Origin of the sequence: Streptomyces sp. GC420, assembly GCF_009916105.1 — a bacterium.
GTDB lineage: Bacteria > Actinomycetota > Actinomycetes > Streptomycetales > Streptomycetaceae > Streptomyces.
Genome location: NZ_JAAAXQ010000179.1, coordinates 1 through 15,942 on the forward strand (window position 1 = coordinate 1; position 15,942 = coordinate 15,942).

11 protein-coding genes are annotated in these 15,942 nt (G+C 73.8%); 4 read left to right on the forward strand and 7 right to left on the reverse strand.

The window, feature by feature from the left end; translation table 11 throughout:
• Positions 1-344: 344 nt before the first annotated feature.
• Together GUY61_RS21580 and GUY61_RS21585 are read left to right on the forward strand one after the other, a co-directional pair.
• A complete protein-coding gene (locus GUY61_RS21580; protein WP_166631867.1) occupies positions 345-1,175 on the forward strand; it encodes a hypothetical protein in 831 nt (276 codons plus the stop codon).
• Complete coding sequence (locus GUY61_RS21585; RefSeq protein ID WP_166631868.1) at positions 1,175-2,449, forward strand: RICIN domain-containing protein; 1,275 nt, start codon at positions 1,175-1,177, stop codon at positions 2,447-2,449. The genes GUY61_RS21580 and GUY61_RS21585 overlap by 1 nt, the downstream gene beginning before the upstream one ends.
• A 24-nt stretch (positions 2,450-2,473) precedes the next feature.
• On the opposite strand, the gene GUY61_RS21590 is transcribed toward GUY61_RS21585, so the two are convergent.
• On the reverse strand, positions 2,474-3,382 hold the full coding sequence (locus GUY61_RS21590; protein ID WP_166631869.1) for a LysR family transcriptional regulator: 909 nt from the start codon (positions 3,380-3,382) through the stop codon (positions 2,474-2,476).
• An 80-nt stretch (positions 3,383-3,462) separates the two neighbouring features.
• Here GUY61_RS21590 and GUY61_RS21595 point away from each other — a divergent pair, with 80 nt between their 5' ends.
• Positions 3,463-4,479 (forward strand): DMT family transporter, encoded by a 1,017-nt coding sequence (locus GUY61_RS21595; protein WP_166631870.1) that lies wholly within the window; start codon positions 3,463-3,465, stop codon positions 4,477-4,479.
• On the opposite strand, the gene hemG is transcribed toward GUY61_RS21595, so the two are convergent.
• The 6 genes from hemG to GUY61_RS21625 all read right to left on the reverse strand — a co-directional run bounded on the left by hemG (position 4,447) and on the right by GUY61_RS21625 (position 14,367).
• Positions 4,447-5,922: a protoporphyrinogen oxidase gene (gene hemG / locus GUY61_RS21600; protein WP_166631871.1), complete on the reverse strand. Its 1,476-nt coding sequence runs from the start codon at positions 5,920-5,922 to the stop codon at positions 4,447-4,449. The genes GUY61_RS21595 and hemG overlap by 33 nt on opposite strands.
• A 148-nt stretch (positions 5,923-6,070) precedes the next feature.
• The gene (locus GUY61_RS21605) at positions 6,071-7,252 is read right to left on the reverse strand and encodes an MFS transporter (RefSeq protein WP_398956381.1); all 1,182 of its coding nucleotides are present in this window, start codon (positions 7,250-7,252) and stop codon (positions 6,071-6,073) included.
• Between the two features lie 267 nt (positions 7,253-7,519).
• Positions 7,520-8,323, reverse strand: coding sequence for a respiratory nitrate reductase subunit gamma (gene narI / locus GUY61_RS21610; RefSeq protein ID WP_166631872.1), 804 nt, complete (start codon positions 8,321-8,323; stop codon positions 7,520-7,522).
• A complete protein-coding gene (narJ, locus tag GUY61_RS21615) occupies positions 8,320-9,096 on the reverse strand; it encodes a nitrate reductase molybdenum cofactor assembly chaperone (RefSeq protein ID WP_166631873.1) in 777 nt (258 codons plus the stop codon). Before narJ ends, narI begins: the two co-directional genes overlap by 4 nt.
• Positions 9,093-10,670 (reverse strand): nitrate reductase subunit beta, encoded by a 1,578-nt coding sequence (narH, locus tag GUY61_RS21620; protein WP_166631874.1) that lies wholly within the window; start codon positions 10,668-10,670, stop codon positions 9,093-9,095. Before narH ends, narJ begins: the two co-directional genes overlap by 4 nt.
• Position 10,671: 1 nt before the next feature.
• Positions 10,672-14,367 (reverse strand): nitrate reductase subunit alpha, encoded by a 3,696-nt coding sequence (locus tag GUY61_RS21625; RefSeq protein ID WP_166631875.1) that lies wholly within the window; start codon positions 14,365-14,367, stop codon positions 10,672-10,674.
• A 349-nt stretch (positions 14,368-14,716) separates the two neighbouring features.
• Here GUY61_RS21625 and GUY61_RS21630 point away from each other — a divergent pair, with 349 nt between their 5' ends.
• Positions 14,717-15,922: a TIGR04053 family radical SAM/SPASM domain-containing protein gene (locus GUY61_RS21630; RefSeq protein ID WP_313896777.1), complete on the forward strand. Its 1,206-nt coding sequence runs from the start codon at positions 14,717-14,719 to the stop codon at positions 15,920-15,922.
• The last annotated feature ends 20 nt before the right edge of the window (positions 15,923-15,942 follow it).

Below are 15,942 nucleotides of genomic sequence, written 5' to 3' on the forward strand. Positions count from 1 at the left end.
GAACAACGGCCGGGCCGGTGCCGGGAGCCGGTGGGAGCGATCCCGTGCCCGGCCCGGCGACGCGTCCGCGCCTGGTCGGTGGGGCGCCCACGACGGCCAACGGCCCTGATACCGGGGCACACCCGGCCCCGTCGGCCCCGTTGCCCGCCGGTCCGCCCGCCGCCCCGGAGCGGGGACGGCAGCCGTCACCCGCCCGCGGGCAGCAGCCGGAACGGGGCCGTGTCTCCGGGCCCGCGCCGGACCGCCGGCCGGACCCGTTGCCGGGGCCCGCGCCGGGAGCCTCCCCGGGCGCGGCCCGGGAGCGCCGTGGTGCCCTGCCGGACGCCGCGTCCGGGACACCGGCCGTGCCCGCCACCGCTGCGGGACCGGACACCGCCCCCGTGGCGGTCCTCACCCCGGTTCCCCTCCTCCCGGGCCACAGCAGCACGGAGGCCGAGCGGAACGCGTTCCGGTCGCTGGCGGAGCCGGTGTGGGAACGGTACGGGGCGGCGGTGACCCGCACGCTCTCGCGGTTGCCCGCGCTGCGCGGCCGCGAACAGGAGTCGGCACGCGTGGACCTGATCGCCCTTCAGCTCTATCTCCGCACCCGCGAGGGTCCACTGGCCGACGCGGAGCTGCAACGCGCGCTCCGTGACGGGGACGCCCGGCTGCTCCCGTACGCCGCCTGTGTGGCCTCCGGGCTCCGGAGGCTGCCCTCGTTCCGGGGCACCGTCCTGCGCGGCGCGGCTCCGGGATGGGACGCCCTTCCGGTCGGCAGCGTGCTGCGCGAGCCCGCGCCCGCGAGCGCGCTGCCGCTGAACGCCAACAGCAGGTACTCCGAGGGGCCTTGCTACGCCATCTGGTCGGCATCCGGCCGGCGGATCCGGCAGTTGGTCGACGCGCCGAGCACCACCGCCGCGCACGACGAGGTGGTCTTCCCGCCGGGGTCGGCGTTCCGGGTCCTCGGCGTGCGATCCGCCGAATCGGGCGCTCCCATGGTCCTCCTGCGCGAGCTTCCCGTCCCCCGGCCGGGTGCCCCCGTGCGACAGGGCCCACTGGACGAGCAGGACCGGGCCGCACTGGCCCGGCTCGACGAATCGCTGAGCCGGCTTCCGGCCGCGGCAGCCGGTCCGGGGACATGGCCCGACCGCTGTTCGGGTCCGCTCGGCCCGCACACCCATGGAAAGGACCGTTGATGCCGTCTCAAGAGGGTTCACCGAAGCCGCCGCAGGTGCGGCGGGCCACCACCCTGCCGCAGGTGATCGGCGAGTCGGGCCCCGCCCCGGCCCTCGCCCCGCGCGCCGGAGCACGGGCGGGGGCGGAGGCGGAGGCCGTGACCGGGCCTGGACCCGCCGCCGAGCCCGCGCCGTCGCGCGCCGCGGCGGCCGCGCCGCAGGGCGCCACCGGCCCGGAGAACGCACCGGGCGCCGCGAGCCTGCCCGATGCAGAGACAGAGGCAGAAGCAGAAGCAGCGGCAACGGCAACGGCGGAAGCCGAGGCGGCACCGGACGCGGAGTCGGAGTCACAGACCGGCGAGGGCCCGGCTCCCGCCGCGGGACGATGGAGGAGAAGGAGAACGCGGCGCGAGGAGGCGGAGGCCGAGTCGACCGCGCCCGCCTCGACCGCCGCGGCGACCGCTCCAGAGGCCTCGGCCGCCGTCCCGGAGGCCGAGCAGCCGCCCTCCGCCCGGCCGAACAAGCCGCTTCTCGCGGCCGCGGCGATCGCGGGGGCCGTTCTCCTCGCCGTACCGTTCCTCGTCGCGTCCGAAGGTGGTGACAGCGGTGACGGCAAGAGCGTCGCCTCGGACGAGGACGGCTCCGGGACGGTGCTGGACGACACCTCTCCCGTGCTGCCCGACGCCTACGCGGCCGAGTCCGCCTCACCGTCCCCCAGCGCTTCCCCGAGCCGGAGGGGGCAGCGGCCGTCCAAGGCGCGGACCGAGCCGTCGCCGTCGTCCTCCGAGCCCCGGCGTACCGCCGCGAAGACCCGGGAGACCACGCGGAAGAACAGCACCGAGGCGCAGGAGAAGACACAGCAGAGCAAGCCCCGGACGGACACCACGAGCGAGAAGACCGTCACCCGGACCACGGTCCCCGGGCGCCCCCTGGTGAACGAGAAGTCGGGCAAGTGCCTGAGCGCGGGCACGGGTTCCGACGGCACCCAGCTGTTCCTGTGGACCTGCAACGGCTCCGACAACCAGAAGTGGGACTTCCGGTCGGACGGCACCATCCGCTCCCTGAACATGTGCATGGACCTCGCCTGGGGCTCGGCGGAGAACTACACGCACATCCAGGTGGCCCACTGCTCCGGCAACCCGGCACAGCAGTTCCATCTCAACGCCACCGAGGACCTGGTGGCGCGGAGCGCGACGAAGTGCGTCGACGCCTACGACGGCGGCACCTCCAACGGAACCCCGATGATTCTCTTCAACTGCCACGGCGGGGGGAACCAGACCTGGCGGCTGGGCTGAGGGGCCCTCGCCGCGGCGGGCCGCTCAGCCGCCGTCCCGGCTCCGGATCGCCGCCGCGGCGCCGACCAGTTCGGCGAGCACCGTCCTGACCGCCCTGCGCGCGGTGCGTTCGGGACGGTGGAGGGCATCGATGTGGCGTCGCGCGTGCACGCCGTCGAGAGGTCTGAGGACCACCTCGGGGTGCGGACGCGTGGTCCAGCGCGGCATCAGGGCGAGGCCGCCGCCCGCGGCGACGGCCTCGGCGACCACGGTGAACTCGTTGATGCGGTGGACGACGTCGAGCGGGCGGTTCGCCGCGGCGCCGATGGCCTCGATGGTGGCCATCAGCGGGAACCCGTCGTGCACCGTGATCCAGGGCTGGTCCGCCACGTCGGACGGCGCCAGGCTCCCCCTGGCGGCCAGCGGATGGCCGGTCGGCAGCGCGACGTCGAGCGGCTCGCGCAGCAGCGTGGTGACCGCGACGCCGCGCGGCCACGACGGTGCGTGGTCGAGTCGATGGGCGAGTACGAGGTCGTACTCGCGGGTGAGTCTCGGGAAGCGGTCCTGGGCCACGTCCTCGTCGGCGAGGGTGAGCCGCGGCCGGTCCGCCGCGCCGCAGGCGCTCAGCAGGACGGGGAAGAACGCCGCGGCGGCACTGTGGAAGGCAGCCACCGACACGCCGCCGTCCGGCCTGTCGACGAACTCGTCCATGGAGTGCCGGGCCCGGGCCAGGGCGGTCTCGACCCCGGCCGCCGCGTCGGCGAGCGCCTGACCCGCGTCGGTGAGCACCAGTCGGCGCCCGTCGCGCTCGGTCAGCGGGACGGGGACGGAGCGTTGCAGCAGCCGCAGTTGCTGGGAGATCGCCGACGGTGTCATGAGCAGCGCCTCGGCGGCGGCGGTGACGCTCCCCAGCTCCCCGAGCTCCCGCAGGATCCGGAGCTGCCGTTCGTTCATACGGTGAGTGTAGTGAAGCTAAAAGGTTGTTTGAGAAGTTGGCTCTGGGCTTCAGATTGCTGGTGGGGCACCGTGGGGGCGTGCCTGCTGCCCGCCGTACCGATGCGGTACTCCTGCTGGTCGCGATCGTCTGGGGTTCCAGCTATCTCGCGGCCAAGACCGCCACCGCCGCCCTCCCCGTGCTGATGGTGCTGTTCGCGCGTTACGCGATCTCCGCCGTCGCGTGTCTCGCCATCGCCACCGCGCGGGGGCGCCCGCGCTGGACCCGCGACGAGGCGCGTGCCGGAACGCTGCTCGGCGTCACCCAGGCGGCCGTCCTGCTGCTCGAGACCTACGGCGTCGCGCACACCAGCGCGGCGAACGCCGGCCTGATCATCAGCCTGACCATGGTGCTCACCCCGCTGCTCGACCGGGGCGGGGGCCGGGGGCTGCCGCCGCGATTCTTCGCCGCGGCCGGTGTGTGCGTGGTGGCCGTCGGGCTGCTCATGGCCGCGGGGTCCGGGCTGCACGCTCCGCGCGGCGGCGATCTGCTGATACTCGCCGCCGCGGTGGTACGGGCGGCCCACGTCGTGGTCGTCGGCCGGCTCAGCGAGCGCCGTGCCCTGCGTCCGCTCCATCTGACGACCGTGCAGACCGTCGTCGGATCGGCGCTGTTCCTGTTGCCCGTCGCGGGCGACCTGCCCACCCTGGCCCGTGCGAGTGCCACGACCTGGGCCGAGTTGCTGCATCTCGCACTGTTCTGCAGTGTCTTCGCCTTCCTGGCCCAGACGTGGGCGGTGCAGCGCACCTCCGCCGGACGGGCCGGCCTGCTGCTGGGGACCGAGCCGGTGTGGGCCCTGGCGGTCGGCATCGCCGTCGGCGGCGAACGGCTCACCGTCCTCGCGGCGCTCGGAGCGGCGCTCATGGTCGCCGGGACGTCCTGGGGGCAGGCCGTGGAACGTGAACACCGCGAGACGGCCCGGCCGCGGGACGGGCACCTGCCGGACGCGCGGAAGGCACCGGTCGCACGCGACAGGCCGGACGGGCCGGGCAGGGCCAGCCGGCCCGTCGCGGTCCGGCAGGCGTCAGGCGGGGACGGCGCGGCTCCCGAGATGTGAGGCGATGTCCCCGGCGGCGCGCCGGGCGCTGTCGACGCACGCGGTGATGCCCACACCGTCGTACGCCGCTCCGCACACCGCCAGCGTCCGGAGCTTCGCCACCTCCCCGCGGACGCGTGCCACCCGCTCGCCGTGGCCCACCACGTACTGCGGCAGGCCGGTGGCCCAGCGGGTGACGGCGCCGGCGTACGGCTCGGCGGTCAGTCCCGCGGCCTCGGCGAGTTCGGCGCACGAGCGGGCCACGAGCTCCTCGTCGTCGAGGATCATGGCGGTGTCCTCGCCGTGCCGGCCGACCGATGTCCGTACGACCAGGTGGTCGGGCGCCGACTCGGCCAGCCACCCCCACTTGTTGCTGAGGAAGGTGGAGGCCTTGATGGTGCGGCCGTCCACCGGCGGGACCAGGAAGCCGCTGCCCCGCGGTTCGAGGGGCAGGTCGGACCGCCGGAACACCAGGGTGACCAGTGCCATGTCGGCGTACTCCACGGCCATGAGCTCGGCCGCAGCGGCCGGTGCCTCGCGGGCCAGCAGCCGTGCGGCGGCGGGTGCGGGCACGGCCAGCACCACGGCGTCGGCCTCGATGCGCCGCATGCCTTCCGGGCCCTCCACGGTGAGCTGCCACGCCTCCCCGGCGCGGCGGAGGTCGCGGACCGCGGTTCCGGTGCGGAGGTCCGCGCCCGCGGCCCGGCATGCCTCCGCGACGGCGAGCGGGAGCCGCCCCAGACCGCCCCGGACGCTGCGGAAGGGCGGCGGCGCGGCCTTGTCCGGAGAGCCGCCGGGCTGCGGTCCCCGCATCCGGCGGATGCCCTCGATCACGGACCGCTCGTTGCCCGCGACGGTCAGCAGCCGGGGCAGGGCGGCGCGCATCGAGATGCGGTCGGCGTGTCCCGCGTAGACGCCGCCGAGGAGGGGTTCCACCAGCCGGTCGACCACCTCGCGGCCCATCCGGGCCGCGACGTACCTGCCGATGGCGATGTCGTCCCCGACCTCGGTGCGCGGGAGGTGGAGGTCCTGGCCGACACGGGCCAGCCCCTCGGCGGACAGCACTCCGGAGTCGGCAAGGGCGTCGAGGTCTCCCGGTATGCCCATCACATGGCCCCTGGGCAGGGGGCGCAGGGCCCCGCGGGTCCAGATGGCCGCCTCGGCCGTGGACGGCGGCTCCAGGTCGTCGGCCAGGCCGGCGTGCCGGGCCAGGTCGAGGACCGCCGGCTGCTGGACGAACACCGCCTCGGCTCCGACGTCCACGGGTATGCCGCCCACCTCGCCGAGGCGGAGCTTGCCGCCGAGCCGGTCGGCGGCCTCCAGCAGGGTCACACGGGCGGACACCCCCGTTCCGCCCGCCGCGCCGCCGAGCCGGGCGGCGGCGGCCAGGCCGGCGATGCCGCCCCCGACCACCACGACATGGGGTGACGTCCCGCCTGCGTGGCGGACGGCGTGGTCGTTCATCGGATTCCTTTCTGCCGGATGCCCGGGCTCCCGCGAGGGCGAGGACCGGGCCGGAAGGGCGCCCCGGGCGTCCCGGGTGTCCCCGGCGGGCCGGACACCGGCCGACCGGGAAGCCCACCCGGGACCCGGGGTGCCGGGGCGGGTGGTGTCAGGCCGGGTTGGTGGCGCGGCCGCCCGCGCCCGGGGCCGCGGCACGCCGTACCCGGGTGACGGTGAAGGCCAGGGCGGCGGCCGCCACCAGGACGAGGAGGACCAGCCCCATCGCGTACGTCCCGTAGGCGCCGTAGACGGCGCCCATCAGCAGCGGCGGCACGAAGCCGCCCAGTCCGCCCGCGGCGCCGACGACGCCGGTGACGGACCCCACCTTGTTCGCCGGCGCCAGCAGCGCCACCAGGGCGAACGTCGCACCGCTGCCCGCGCCGAGCGCGGCGGCCATGGCCAGGAAGGCGACGGTGCCCACCGGCACCAGCGAGGGGGTGGCCGCCTGCACGGCCGCGCCCGCGACCACGACCGCCAGTGCCCCGCCCAGCACCCTGGTCGGTCCCATGCGGTCCGACAGCCAGCCGCCGACCGGGCGCATCGCGACCGCGAGCAGCACGAACCCGGCCATCCGGTTCGCGGCGTCCGCCTGCGCGAGCCCGTAACCGGTCTTCAGGTAGGTCGGCAGGTAGACGGAGAAGGCGACGTACCCGCCGAAGGCGACCGCGTAGAGGGCGGACGCCTGCCAGGTGACGGGAAGCCGCACGGTGTCGGCCAGCCGCCGCGCCAGCGGCTCGGTGGGTACGGTGCGTCCGGGGGCGTCGCGCAGCAGTACGGCGGCGAGGACGGCGTACGCGGCCAGGACTCCGGCGGTGATGAGGAAGGGGCCCGCCATGCCGTTCGCGTCGACCAGCTGCACCGTCGTCAGCGCGCTGATCGCGGTGCCGCCCATGCCGGCGCCGAAGACGCCGACCGCCAGGCCGCGCCGCTCGGGCGGGAACCACGCGCTGACGAACGGCACGCCGACGGCGAAGGCGGTGCCGCCGATGCCGAGGAAGAAGCCGCCGACCAGGAGCGCGCCCAGTGAGGAGTGCCCGGCGAGCCCCAGATAGAGCACGGGGACGATGGTGGCCGCCGACACCAGGGGGAACATCACCCGTCCGCCGAACCTGTCGGTGAGCGCGCCCACCGGGATCCGGCCCAGTGAGCCGACCACCACCGGCACGGCGACCAGCAGGGACTGCTCGAACGAGGTGAGGTCCAGGTTCTCCTTGAGCCGCGGGCCGAGCGGGCTCAGCAGCGCCCACGCCCAGAAGTTGACGGCGAATCCGACGGTTGCGAGCGTGAGCATCAGCATCGGCCGGGCGGGCGGGGCGGTACGGTCGCCCGCGCCCGGCCGTGTGCTGCCGGCGGTCTCCTCAGGGGGGCGCATCATGTGCCTCTCGGTCGGGTCGTGTCCGGGGCGGTTCGGCCGCGGGACGGCGGGGTCCCGGCTGCCGGGTGTCCACGCCCGGTATCAGGTTCGTGGGAAGGCGTGTGGGGACGGATGGGCCGTTCGGGCCCTCGGGCCGCGCCGACCGGCCGTCGTGCGCGGCGGCGTCACGGTGCCGTGCGGCCCTCAGCGGGTGGCGGACCGGGGGTCGGGGCCCCGGTGGGCGGCGACGGTCCCGGGCGTCGGGGTGTGGGACGTCCTGCGGCGGTAGACGAGGTAGGGGCGGTACAGGTAGCCGATGGGTGCGCTCCACACGTGGACCAGACGGGTGAACGGCCAGGCAGCGAAGAGCAGGCACGCGGAGAGGGCGTGCAGTTGGAACAGCAGCGGTGCGTCGGCGATGGCCTCGGGTCGCGGGCTCAGGGCGAACAGGCCGCGGAACCAGGGCGAGACGGTGGAGCGGTAGTCGTATCCGCCGCCGGCGATGTTGTGGACGACGGTGGCGGAGATGCCCAGCAGCACGGTGGCGGCCAGCAGCGGGAAGAGGAGCTTGTCGCTGTGGCTGGTGGTGGTGCGGATGCGCGGTGCGAGCAGGCGCCTGGCGCTGAGCATGCCGAGACCGGCGACCATGGCCAGTCCGGCGACGGAGCCGAGGCCCACGGCCACGGTGTGGTAGGCGTGTTCGCTGATTCCTGCGGCCTCGGTCCAGGATGCGGGTATGGCGAGGCCGACGACGTGTCCGCCGATGACCGCGAAGGCGCCCAGGTGGAAGAGCGGGCCGCCCCAGCGCAGCCAGCGGTGCTCCAGGAGCTGACTGGTGCGGCTGGTCCAGCCGAACTGGTCCCTGCGGTAGCGCCAGACGTGCCCGACGGCGAACACGGCGAGGCAGATGTAGGGGACGGCGACCCACAGCAGCAGGTCGGCGCTGTTGACGGCGGTGGCCGCGGTCGCGGGGCTCTGGGTGGTCGCGGCGGCGCTGAACGCGCTCATCGGCGGGTCTCCGGATCCTTCGGTGAGGTCAGGGGCGGCATCAGGGTCGGGGGCGCCTGCGGAGGCGGTACGAAGGTGCCCGGCGGGGCGAACCCGGCGCCGCTGTACGGGTCGAGGCCGACGTCCTCGGCGGGTGGGCCCTCGGCGGCGAGCAGTGCCACCGCCGCCAGGTCGGCGGGGGTGGCCGGCGGGAGCAGGGACAGCAGTGCGGCGGTCAGCCGGTGGTAGGGGGACCGCACGTCCGACAGGGCGTGGTGGATGAGTTCCAGGCCGCGCCGGTGCCGGCGCAGCGGCGCCTCCCCCGCGCCCGGTCCGGCCAGGGCGGCGAACTCCAGCACGACCGGCAGGTGGTCGGGCAGTTCCCCGCCGTCGGCGTCCCAGCCCGCGGCCCGGTAGGTCCGGGCGAGGGTGAGGAGCGCCATGCCGCGGCGGCGGGTGTCGCCGTGCAGGTAGTAGGTGAGGTAGAGGCTGCTCTTGCGGCGCAGGTCGAAGACCTCGACGTAGTGGCTCTCCAGCTTGTCCGCGGGCTGTACGGCGAACCAGGCGGTGAAGGCGGACAGTTCGTGCGCGGCGGGAGAGTCCGGCAGGGCCGCCGCCGCCGCGGCGAGCGCGGGGCGGGCGGCGGCCAGTTCGGCGTCCGGGTACTGGAACAGGAGGGAGAGCAGCCGCAGCAGGTGCGCGCGCTGCTCGGTCTCCTCGGGGGTGAGGTGCTCACGGCGCCCGGTGGCGGGACGCCCCGCGGAGGGGCGGACGAGGGTACGGCGGACGCTCATGCGGGTTCTCCTGCCGGGTTGTCGGAGGCCGTGGACCGGCGCCGCAGGGCGGGCAGGCCGAGCATCACCTTGCGGCCCGCGCCGCCCGGCGCCGCTTCGCCCGAGGTCTCGACCGGGCAGCGGTTCTCCATCGCGCCGAGCGCGGCGGCGTCCTCCTTGTGCGCGGCGGGGACGACATAGCGGTCGGCGTACTTGGCGACGGCCAGCAGCCGGTGCATGTCCTCGGCCTGGGCGGGGGTGAGGCCCACGGCGGCGAGGGCGGCTTCCTCGCCCTCCTCGCCGAGGGTCCTGGAGCGCATGTGGCTGCGCAGTGCGGTCAGTTTCATCAGCACTCCGGCGACCACGTCGGCGTCCCCGGCGGTGAACAGGTTCGCCAGGTATTCCAGGGGGATCCGCAGGCGGGTGACGGCGGCGAAGACGTGGTCGGGGTCGTCGGCGTCGCCGCCCGCCTCGCCCACGGCGTCCAGGACCGGGGACAGCGGCGGCACGTACCAGACCATGGGCAGGGTGCGGTACTCCGGGTGGAGCGGCAGGGCCACCTTGTACTCGCTGATCAGGGCGCGTACGGGTGAGCGGCGGGCGGCGTCGATCCAGTCCTCGGGAATGCCGGAGGCGCGGGCGGCGGCGCGGACCTCGGGGTCTGCGGGGTCGAGGAAGACATTGCGCTGGGCGTCGAGGAGGTCCTTCTCGTCCGGTACGGCGGCGGCCTCGCCGACCCGGTCGGCGTCGTAGAGGACGAGGCCGAGGTAGCGCAGCCGTCCGACACAGGTCTCGGAGCAGACGGTGGGCTGGCCGGCCTCGATGCGCGGGAAGCAGAAGGTGCACTTCTCGGCCTTGCCGGTGGCGTGGTTGATGTAGACCTTCTTGTACGGGCACGCGGTCACGCACATCCGCCAGCCGCGGCAGCGGTCCTGGTCGACCAGGACGATGCCGTCCTCGGCGCGCTTGTACATGGCGCCGGACGGGCAGGCCGAGACGCAGGCCGGGTTGAGGCAGTGCTCGCAGAGCCTCGGCAGGTGGAACATGAAGGTCTGCTCGAACTCGAACCTGACCTTCTCGGCGAGTTCGCCGCCCAGGTTGGGGTCGCCGGCGCCGTGTTCGGGAGCGCCGCCGAGGCCGTCCTCCCAGTTGGCGCCCCAGGTGATGGAGGTGGGGCGGCCGGTGAGCACGGAGCGGGGGCGTGCGACGGGCACGTCCTGTCCCGCGGGGGCGCTGACCAGGTTGTCGTAGTCGTAGGTGACCGGCTCGTAGTAGTCGTCGATGGAGGGCAGGTCGGGGTTGGAGAACAGGGACGCGAGGCGCCCCAGGCGGCTGCCGGAGCGCAGCACCAGCCGGCCGCGCTTGTCGAGCATCCAGCCGCCCTTCCACTGCTCCTGGTCCTCGTAGCGGCGGGGGTAACCGACGCCGGGCTTGGTCTCGACGTTGTTGAACCAGGCGTACTCGACGCCGGTGCGGTTGGTCCAGGTCTGCTTGCAGGTGACCGAGCAGGTGTGGCAGCCGATGCACTTGTCGAGGTTCATCACCATGGCCACCTGGGCCATCACCCTGCCGATGGGCTTGTAGCCACGGGGCATGTCAGTACTCCACTTCCTGGCTGCGGCGGCGGATGACGGTGACCTCGTCGCGCTGGTTGCCGGTGGGCCCGTAGTAGTTGAAGGCGTAGGTGAACTGGGCGTAGCCGCCCACCAGGTGGGAAGGCTTGAGCAGCAGCCGCGTCAGGGAGTTGTGGATGCCGCCGCGCTTGCCGCTGACCTCGGTCTTCGGCACGTTCACGGTGCGGTCCTTGGCGTGGTACATGTACACGGTGCCCTCGGGCATCCGGTGGGTGACGACGGCGCGGGCGGCGACGACGCCGTTGCGGTTGTAGGCCTCGATCCACTCGTTGTCCCTGACCCCGATCTTCTCGGCGTCGGCGGTGCTCATCCAGATGACCGGGCCGCCGCGGGACAGGGCGAGCATGTAGGCGTTGTCCTGGTACTCGGAGTGGATGGACCACTTGGAGTGCGGGGTGAGGTAGCGGACGGTCACCTCGGCACGGCCGTCCTCGCCGAGCCGTTCGTCGCCGTAGTGCCGGACGGTGTTCAGCGGCGGGCGGAAGACCGGGAGCTGCTCGCCGAGTTCGGCCATCCAGTCGTGGTCGACGAAGAAGTGCTGGCGGCCGGTGAGGGTGTGCCAGGGCTTGCGGTGCTCGACGTTGATGACGAACGGGGAGTAGCGGCGGCCGCCGGTCTCACTGCCCGACCACTCGTACGACGTGATGACGGACCGGGGCTGGACGCGGGTGTCGGCGAAGGTGATCCGTTCGGCCTCGCGTTCGGCGGACAGTTCCGCCATCGCGGTGCCGGTCCGCTTCTCCAGTGCCTTGAAGCCGGCGGTGGCCAGCCGTCCGTTGGTGGTGCCGGACAGGGCGAGGATCGCCTCGCACATGTCGCTCGCGGTGGCCAGGGACGGCCTGCCGTCGGCGGCGCCGCCGCGCACGGCGCCGTTGGTGTGGCGCAGCCGTTCCAGTTCCTCGTCGGGGTGGACGGTTACACCCTTGGTGGTGGTGCCGAGCGTGTCGAGCAGCGGGCCGACGGCGCGCATCTTGTCGGCGACGGCCGCGTAGTCGCGTTCGACGGTCACCAGCTTGGGCATGGTGCGTCCGGGGACCGGTTCGCACTCGCCCTTCTTCCAGTCACGGACGACGCCGCCGGGCTGGGCGAGCTCGTCGGGTGTGTCGTGCTGGAGGGGTACGGCGAGTACGTCGGTGCGGGTGCCGAGGTGGTCCTTGGCGAGTTCGCTGAAGCGGTCGGCGACGGTCAGGAAGGTGTCGTAGTCGGTGCGTGCCTGCCAGGGCGGCGGAATGGCCGGGGTGAAGGCGTGCACGAAGGGGTGCATGTCCGTGCTGGACAGGTCGTCCTTCTCGTACCAGGTGGCGGCGGGCAGGACGACGTCGGCGAAGAGGCCCGTCGAGGTCATCCGGAAGTCCATGGCGACCAGCAGGTCGAGCTTGCCCTCGGGGGCCTCCTCGCGCCACACGACCTCTTCGGGACGGCCCTCGGGCGGCGTCTCGGCGGAGCGTACGGCGGCGTCGGCGCCGAGCAGGTGGCGCAGGAAGTACTCGTTGCCCTTGCCGGAGGAGCCGAGCAGGTTGGCCCGCCACACGGTCAGGACGCGGGGGAAGTTCGCCGGGTTGTCCGGGTCCTCGGCGGCGAACCGCAGGGCGCCGGACCTGAGTTCCTCCACGACGTGGTCGGCGACGCCGCGGCCCCTGGCCGCCGCCTCGTCGGCCAGGTCGAGGGGGTTGCGGTCGAAGCCGGGGTGTCCGGGTGTCCAGCCCATGCGGACGGCCTGGGCCAGGCAGTCGGCGGTGGAGCGGCCCTTGAAGCGTCCCTCGCCGAGGGGTGAGGCCAGTTCGTCGGGGCCGAAGGCCTCGTACCGCCACTGGTCGGTGTTGAGGTACCAGTAGGACGTGCCGGCCATGTGACGGGTGGGGCGCTGCCAGTCGAACGCGAACGCCAGGTGCTGGAGGCCGGTGACCGGGCGGACCTTCTCCTGCCCGACGTAGTGGGCCCAGCCTCCGCCGTTGACGCCCTGGCAGCCGGTCATGGTGGTGAGTGCGAGGAACGCCCGGTAGATGGTGTCGGAGTGGAACCAGTGGTTGGTGCCCGCTCCCATGGCGATCATCGAACGGCCCTTGGTGCGCTCGGCGTTGCGGGCGAACTCGCGGGCGATGCGGGCGGCCTGCGCGGCGGGGACGGAGGTGATGGTCTCCTGCCAGGCGGGGGTGTAGGACTGGGAGGCGTCGTCGTACGAGGCGGGCCAGGTGCCGGGCAGGCCAGGACGGTGGACGCCGTACTGGGCGAGCATCAGGTCGAAGACGGTGGTGACCTGCTTGCCGCCGATCCGGCGGACGGGAACGCCGCGCACCATGACCGAGCCGCCCTCGGTGGTGCCCGCGTCGAAGCGCGGCAGGGCCACGGTGACCGTGTCCTCGGCGCTCTCCAGCAGGCTCAGCTCGGGCACGGTGTCACCCAGCTCCAGGTTCCAGTGGCCCTCCCCCTCCTCGCCCCAGCGGAAGCCGAGGGAGCCGTTGGGGATCACCGGCTCGCCGCCGGCGCTGTCGAGGAGGACGGTCTTGAACCGGGCGTTCTCACTGTCGTCACCGAGGTCGGCCGCGTTGAGGAAGCGGTCGGGCACCATGTCGCCGCCGCGTTCGCGCAGCGTGATCAGGAACGGGGCGTCGGTGAAGCGGCGCAGGTAGTCCTGGAAGTACGGGGTGGAGCGGTCCACGAGGAACTCGCGCAGGACGACATGGCCCATCGCCATGGCGAGCGCCCCGTCCGTGCCGGGGTGCGGGGCCATCCACTCGTCGGCGTGCTTGACGTTGTCGGCGTAGTCCGGGCTGACGGCGACGACCTTGGTGCCGTTGTACCGGGTCTCGGTGAGGAAGTGTGCGTCCGGTGTGCGGGTGACCGGGATGTTGGAGCCCCACATGATGAGGTAGCCGGCGTTCCACCAGTCCGCGGCCTCGGGTACGTCGGTCTGGTCGCCGAAGACCTGCGGGGAGGCGATGGGCAGGTCGGCGTACCAGTCGTAGAAGGACAGCAGGGTGCCGCCGATCAGCGACATGAACCGCGCGCCCGCGGCGAACGACGCCATCGACATGGCGGGGATGGGCGAGAAGCCGGCCACGCGGTCCGGGCCGTAGGTCTTGATGGTGTGCACGTGGGCGGCGGCGATCAGCTCGGCCGCCTCGTCCCAGTCCGCGCGCACCAGCCCGCCCTTGCCGCGGGCCTTCTTGTAGGCGCGGGCCTTGGCCGGGTCGCCGGTGATCTCCGCCCAGGCGGCGACGGGGTCGCCGAGCCGGCGGCGGGCCTCCCGCCACAGCTTCAGCAGCTTGCCGCGCACGTAGGGGTATCGGACCCGGCTCGGCGAGTAGGTGTACCAGGAGAACGACGCGCCGCGGGGGCAGCCCCGCGGTTCGTACTCGGGGCAGTCGGTGCCTATCGAGGGGTAGTCGGTGGCCTGGTGCTCCCACGTGATGATGCCGTCCTTGACGTACACCATCCAGGAACAGGAGCCGGTGCAGTTCACCCCGTGCGTGGAGCGCACCACCTTGTCGTGCGCCCAGCGGTCCCGGTAGAACCCCTCCCACTCGCCGTCGCCCGTGCCGAACACGGCGCGGCCGTCGGCGGACACCTCACGGCGCGTCAGCAACCGCCGCCCGGGCAGTGGCCAGTTCCGCTCTTCGCCTGCGCCGACGGGGCCGGCATTCGTGTCGATCTCCATGTGGCGAGACGCTAGGTGCGCGGACGGACGCGGCACTGGGGCCCATGCGTCCTGCAACGAGTGCCACGTGGCCCGGGAAGTGCCGCCACGCCAGGGACCAACGGCCCCTGTGGCCGGGACCGGTCGGCCCCGGTTGCGGGTACCCGCCGCGCAGCATGCTGGCGGGGACCGAACCGGAGGTACCGCTCATGCACGACCGTCACCGGTACTGGGCCCGCCGCCCCGCGCAGTGCCCGCCGCCCGCCCGGCGCGCCGTTCCGCCCGGGCGGTGTCCGGGGTCCCGGCGCGGCCGGGCCCCCGTCGTCGGGGCTCTCGCCGCGCGGGTCGCCGGCTGTCTGCGCGGTGCGTGGTGAGCGGCGTCCGGGCGGTCCGCCGGCAGCACCAGGATGTCGCGGACAAGCCGTTCATCGTCATCTGGGAGTCGACCAGGGCCTGCCCGCTGGCCTGCCGCCACTGCCGGGCCGTCGCGGTCCCCGACCGCGACCCGCGCGAGCTGGACACGGGGGCGGCGAAGGACCTGATGGACCAGGTCGCCGCCTTCGGCCGTCCCGCGCCCCTGTTCGTGATCACCGGCGGGGACCCCTTCCAGCGCCCCGACCTGCTGGAGCTCATCGCCTACGGCACCCTGTCCGGCGTACGGGTCGCCGTGTCCCCGTCCGGCACGCCCACGCTCACCGAGGCGAACCTCACCGCCGTCCAGGAGGCGGGCGCCGTCGGTCTCTCGCTGAGCCTGGACGGTTCGACGGCCTCGCTCCACGACGGATTCCGGGGCGTCGGCGGGGTCTACCGGTGGACGCTGGACGCCTGGGACACGGCCCGTCGGCTGGGCATGAAGGTGCAGGTCAACACGACCGTCGCACGGCACAACCTGCACGACCTGCCGGAGATCGCCGCGTTGGTGAAGAAGCACGGGGTCATGCTCTGGAGCGCGTTCTTCCTCGTACCGACCGGACGCGGCAGGCAACTCGACGCCCTGACGGCCGAAGAGACGGAGGACGTCCTCAACTTCGTCTACGACGTTGGTCTGTGCGTGCCCGCGAAGACCACCGAGGCTCACCACTTCCGCCGGGTCGCCCTCCAGCGCGCCGTACTGGCCGCGAGGGGCGAGGAGCACGTCGGCGTACTCGGGCTCGGCCCGCTGTACGGCGAACTGCGGCGGCGCGCCGCCGAGCTGGGCCTGGACGAGCGCGAGCGGCGGGCCCGGCGTCCGCCGCTGGACGTCAACGCGGGGCGCGGCTTCGTCTTCGTGTCCCACACGGGCACCGTGCACCCCAGCGGCTTCCTGCCGCTCGGGGCGGGCAATGTGCGCGAGCAGCGGCTGAGCGACATCTACCGCGACTCGGAACTGTTCGCCGGGCTGCGCGACGCCGACCGGCTCGGCGGCCGCTGCGGCCGCTGCGAGTTCCGCCACGTCTGCGGCGGCTCCCGCTCGCGCGCCCACGCGGTCACCGGCGACGCGTACGCCGAGGAACCCTGGTGCGGCTACGAGCCGGGCTCCTTCCCCTACCAGCGGGAACTGGCGGTCCTTCAGTCCGCGGGCGTGCCCGCGCGCTGACGGCGGCGCAGGGGGGACGC

Bases quoted from the DNA above. Each gene is read 5' to 3' on its own strand.
- narI (WP_166631872.1), bottom strand. From the start codon at position 8,323: ATGAGCGCGTTCAGCGCCGCCGCGACCACCCAGAGCCCCGCGACCGCG.
- GUY61_RS21625 (WP_166631875.1), bottom strand. From the start codon at position 14,367: ATGGAGATCGACACGAATGCCGGCCCCGTCGGCGCAGGCGAAGAGCGG.
- GUY61_RS21590 (WP_166631869.1), bottom strand. From the start codon at position 3,382: ATGAACGAACGGCAGCTCCGGATCCTGCGGGAGCTCGGGGAGCTGGGG.
- narJ (WP_166631873.1), bottom strand. From the start codon at position 9,096: ATGAGCGTCCGCCGTACCCTCGTCCGCCCCTCCGCGGGGCGTCCCGCC.
- GUY61_RS21585 (WP_166631868.1), top strand. From the start codon at position 1,175: ATGCCGTCTCAAGAGGGTTCACCGAAGCCGCCGCAGGTGCGGCGGGCC.
- GUY61_RS21605 (WP_398956381.1), bottom strand. From the start codon at position 7,252: ATGCTCACGCTCGCAACCGTCGGATTCGCCGTCAACTTCTGGGCGTGG.
- narH (WP_166631874.1), bottom strand. From the start codon at position 10,670: ATGCCCCGTGGCTACAAGCCCATCGGCAGGGTGATGGCCCAGGTGGCC.
- hemG (WP_166631871.1), bottom strand. From the start codon at position 5,922: ATGAACGACCACGCCGTCCGCCACGCAGGCGGGACGTCACCCCATGTC.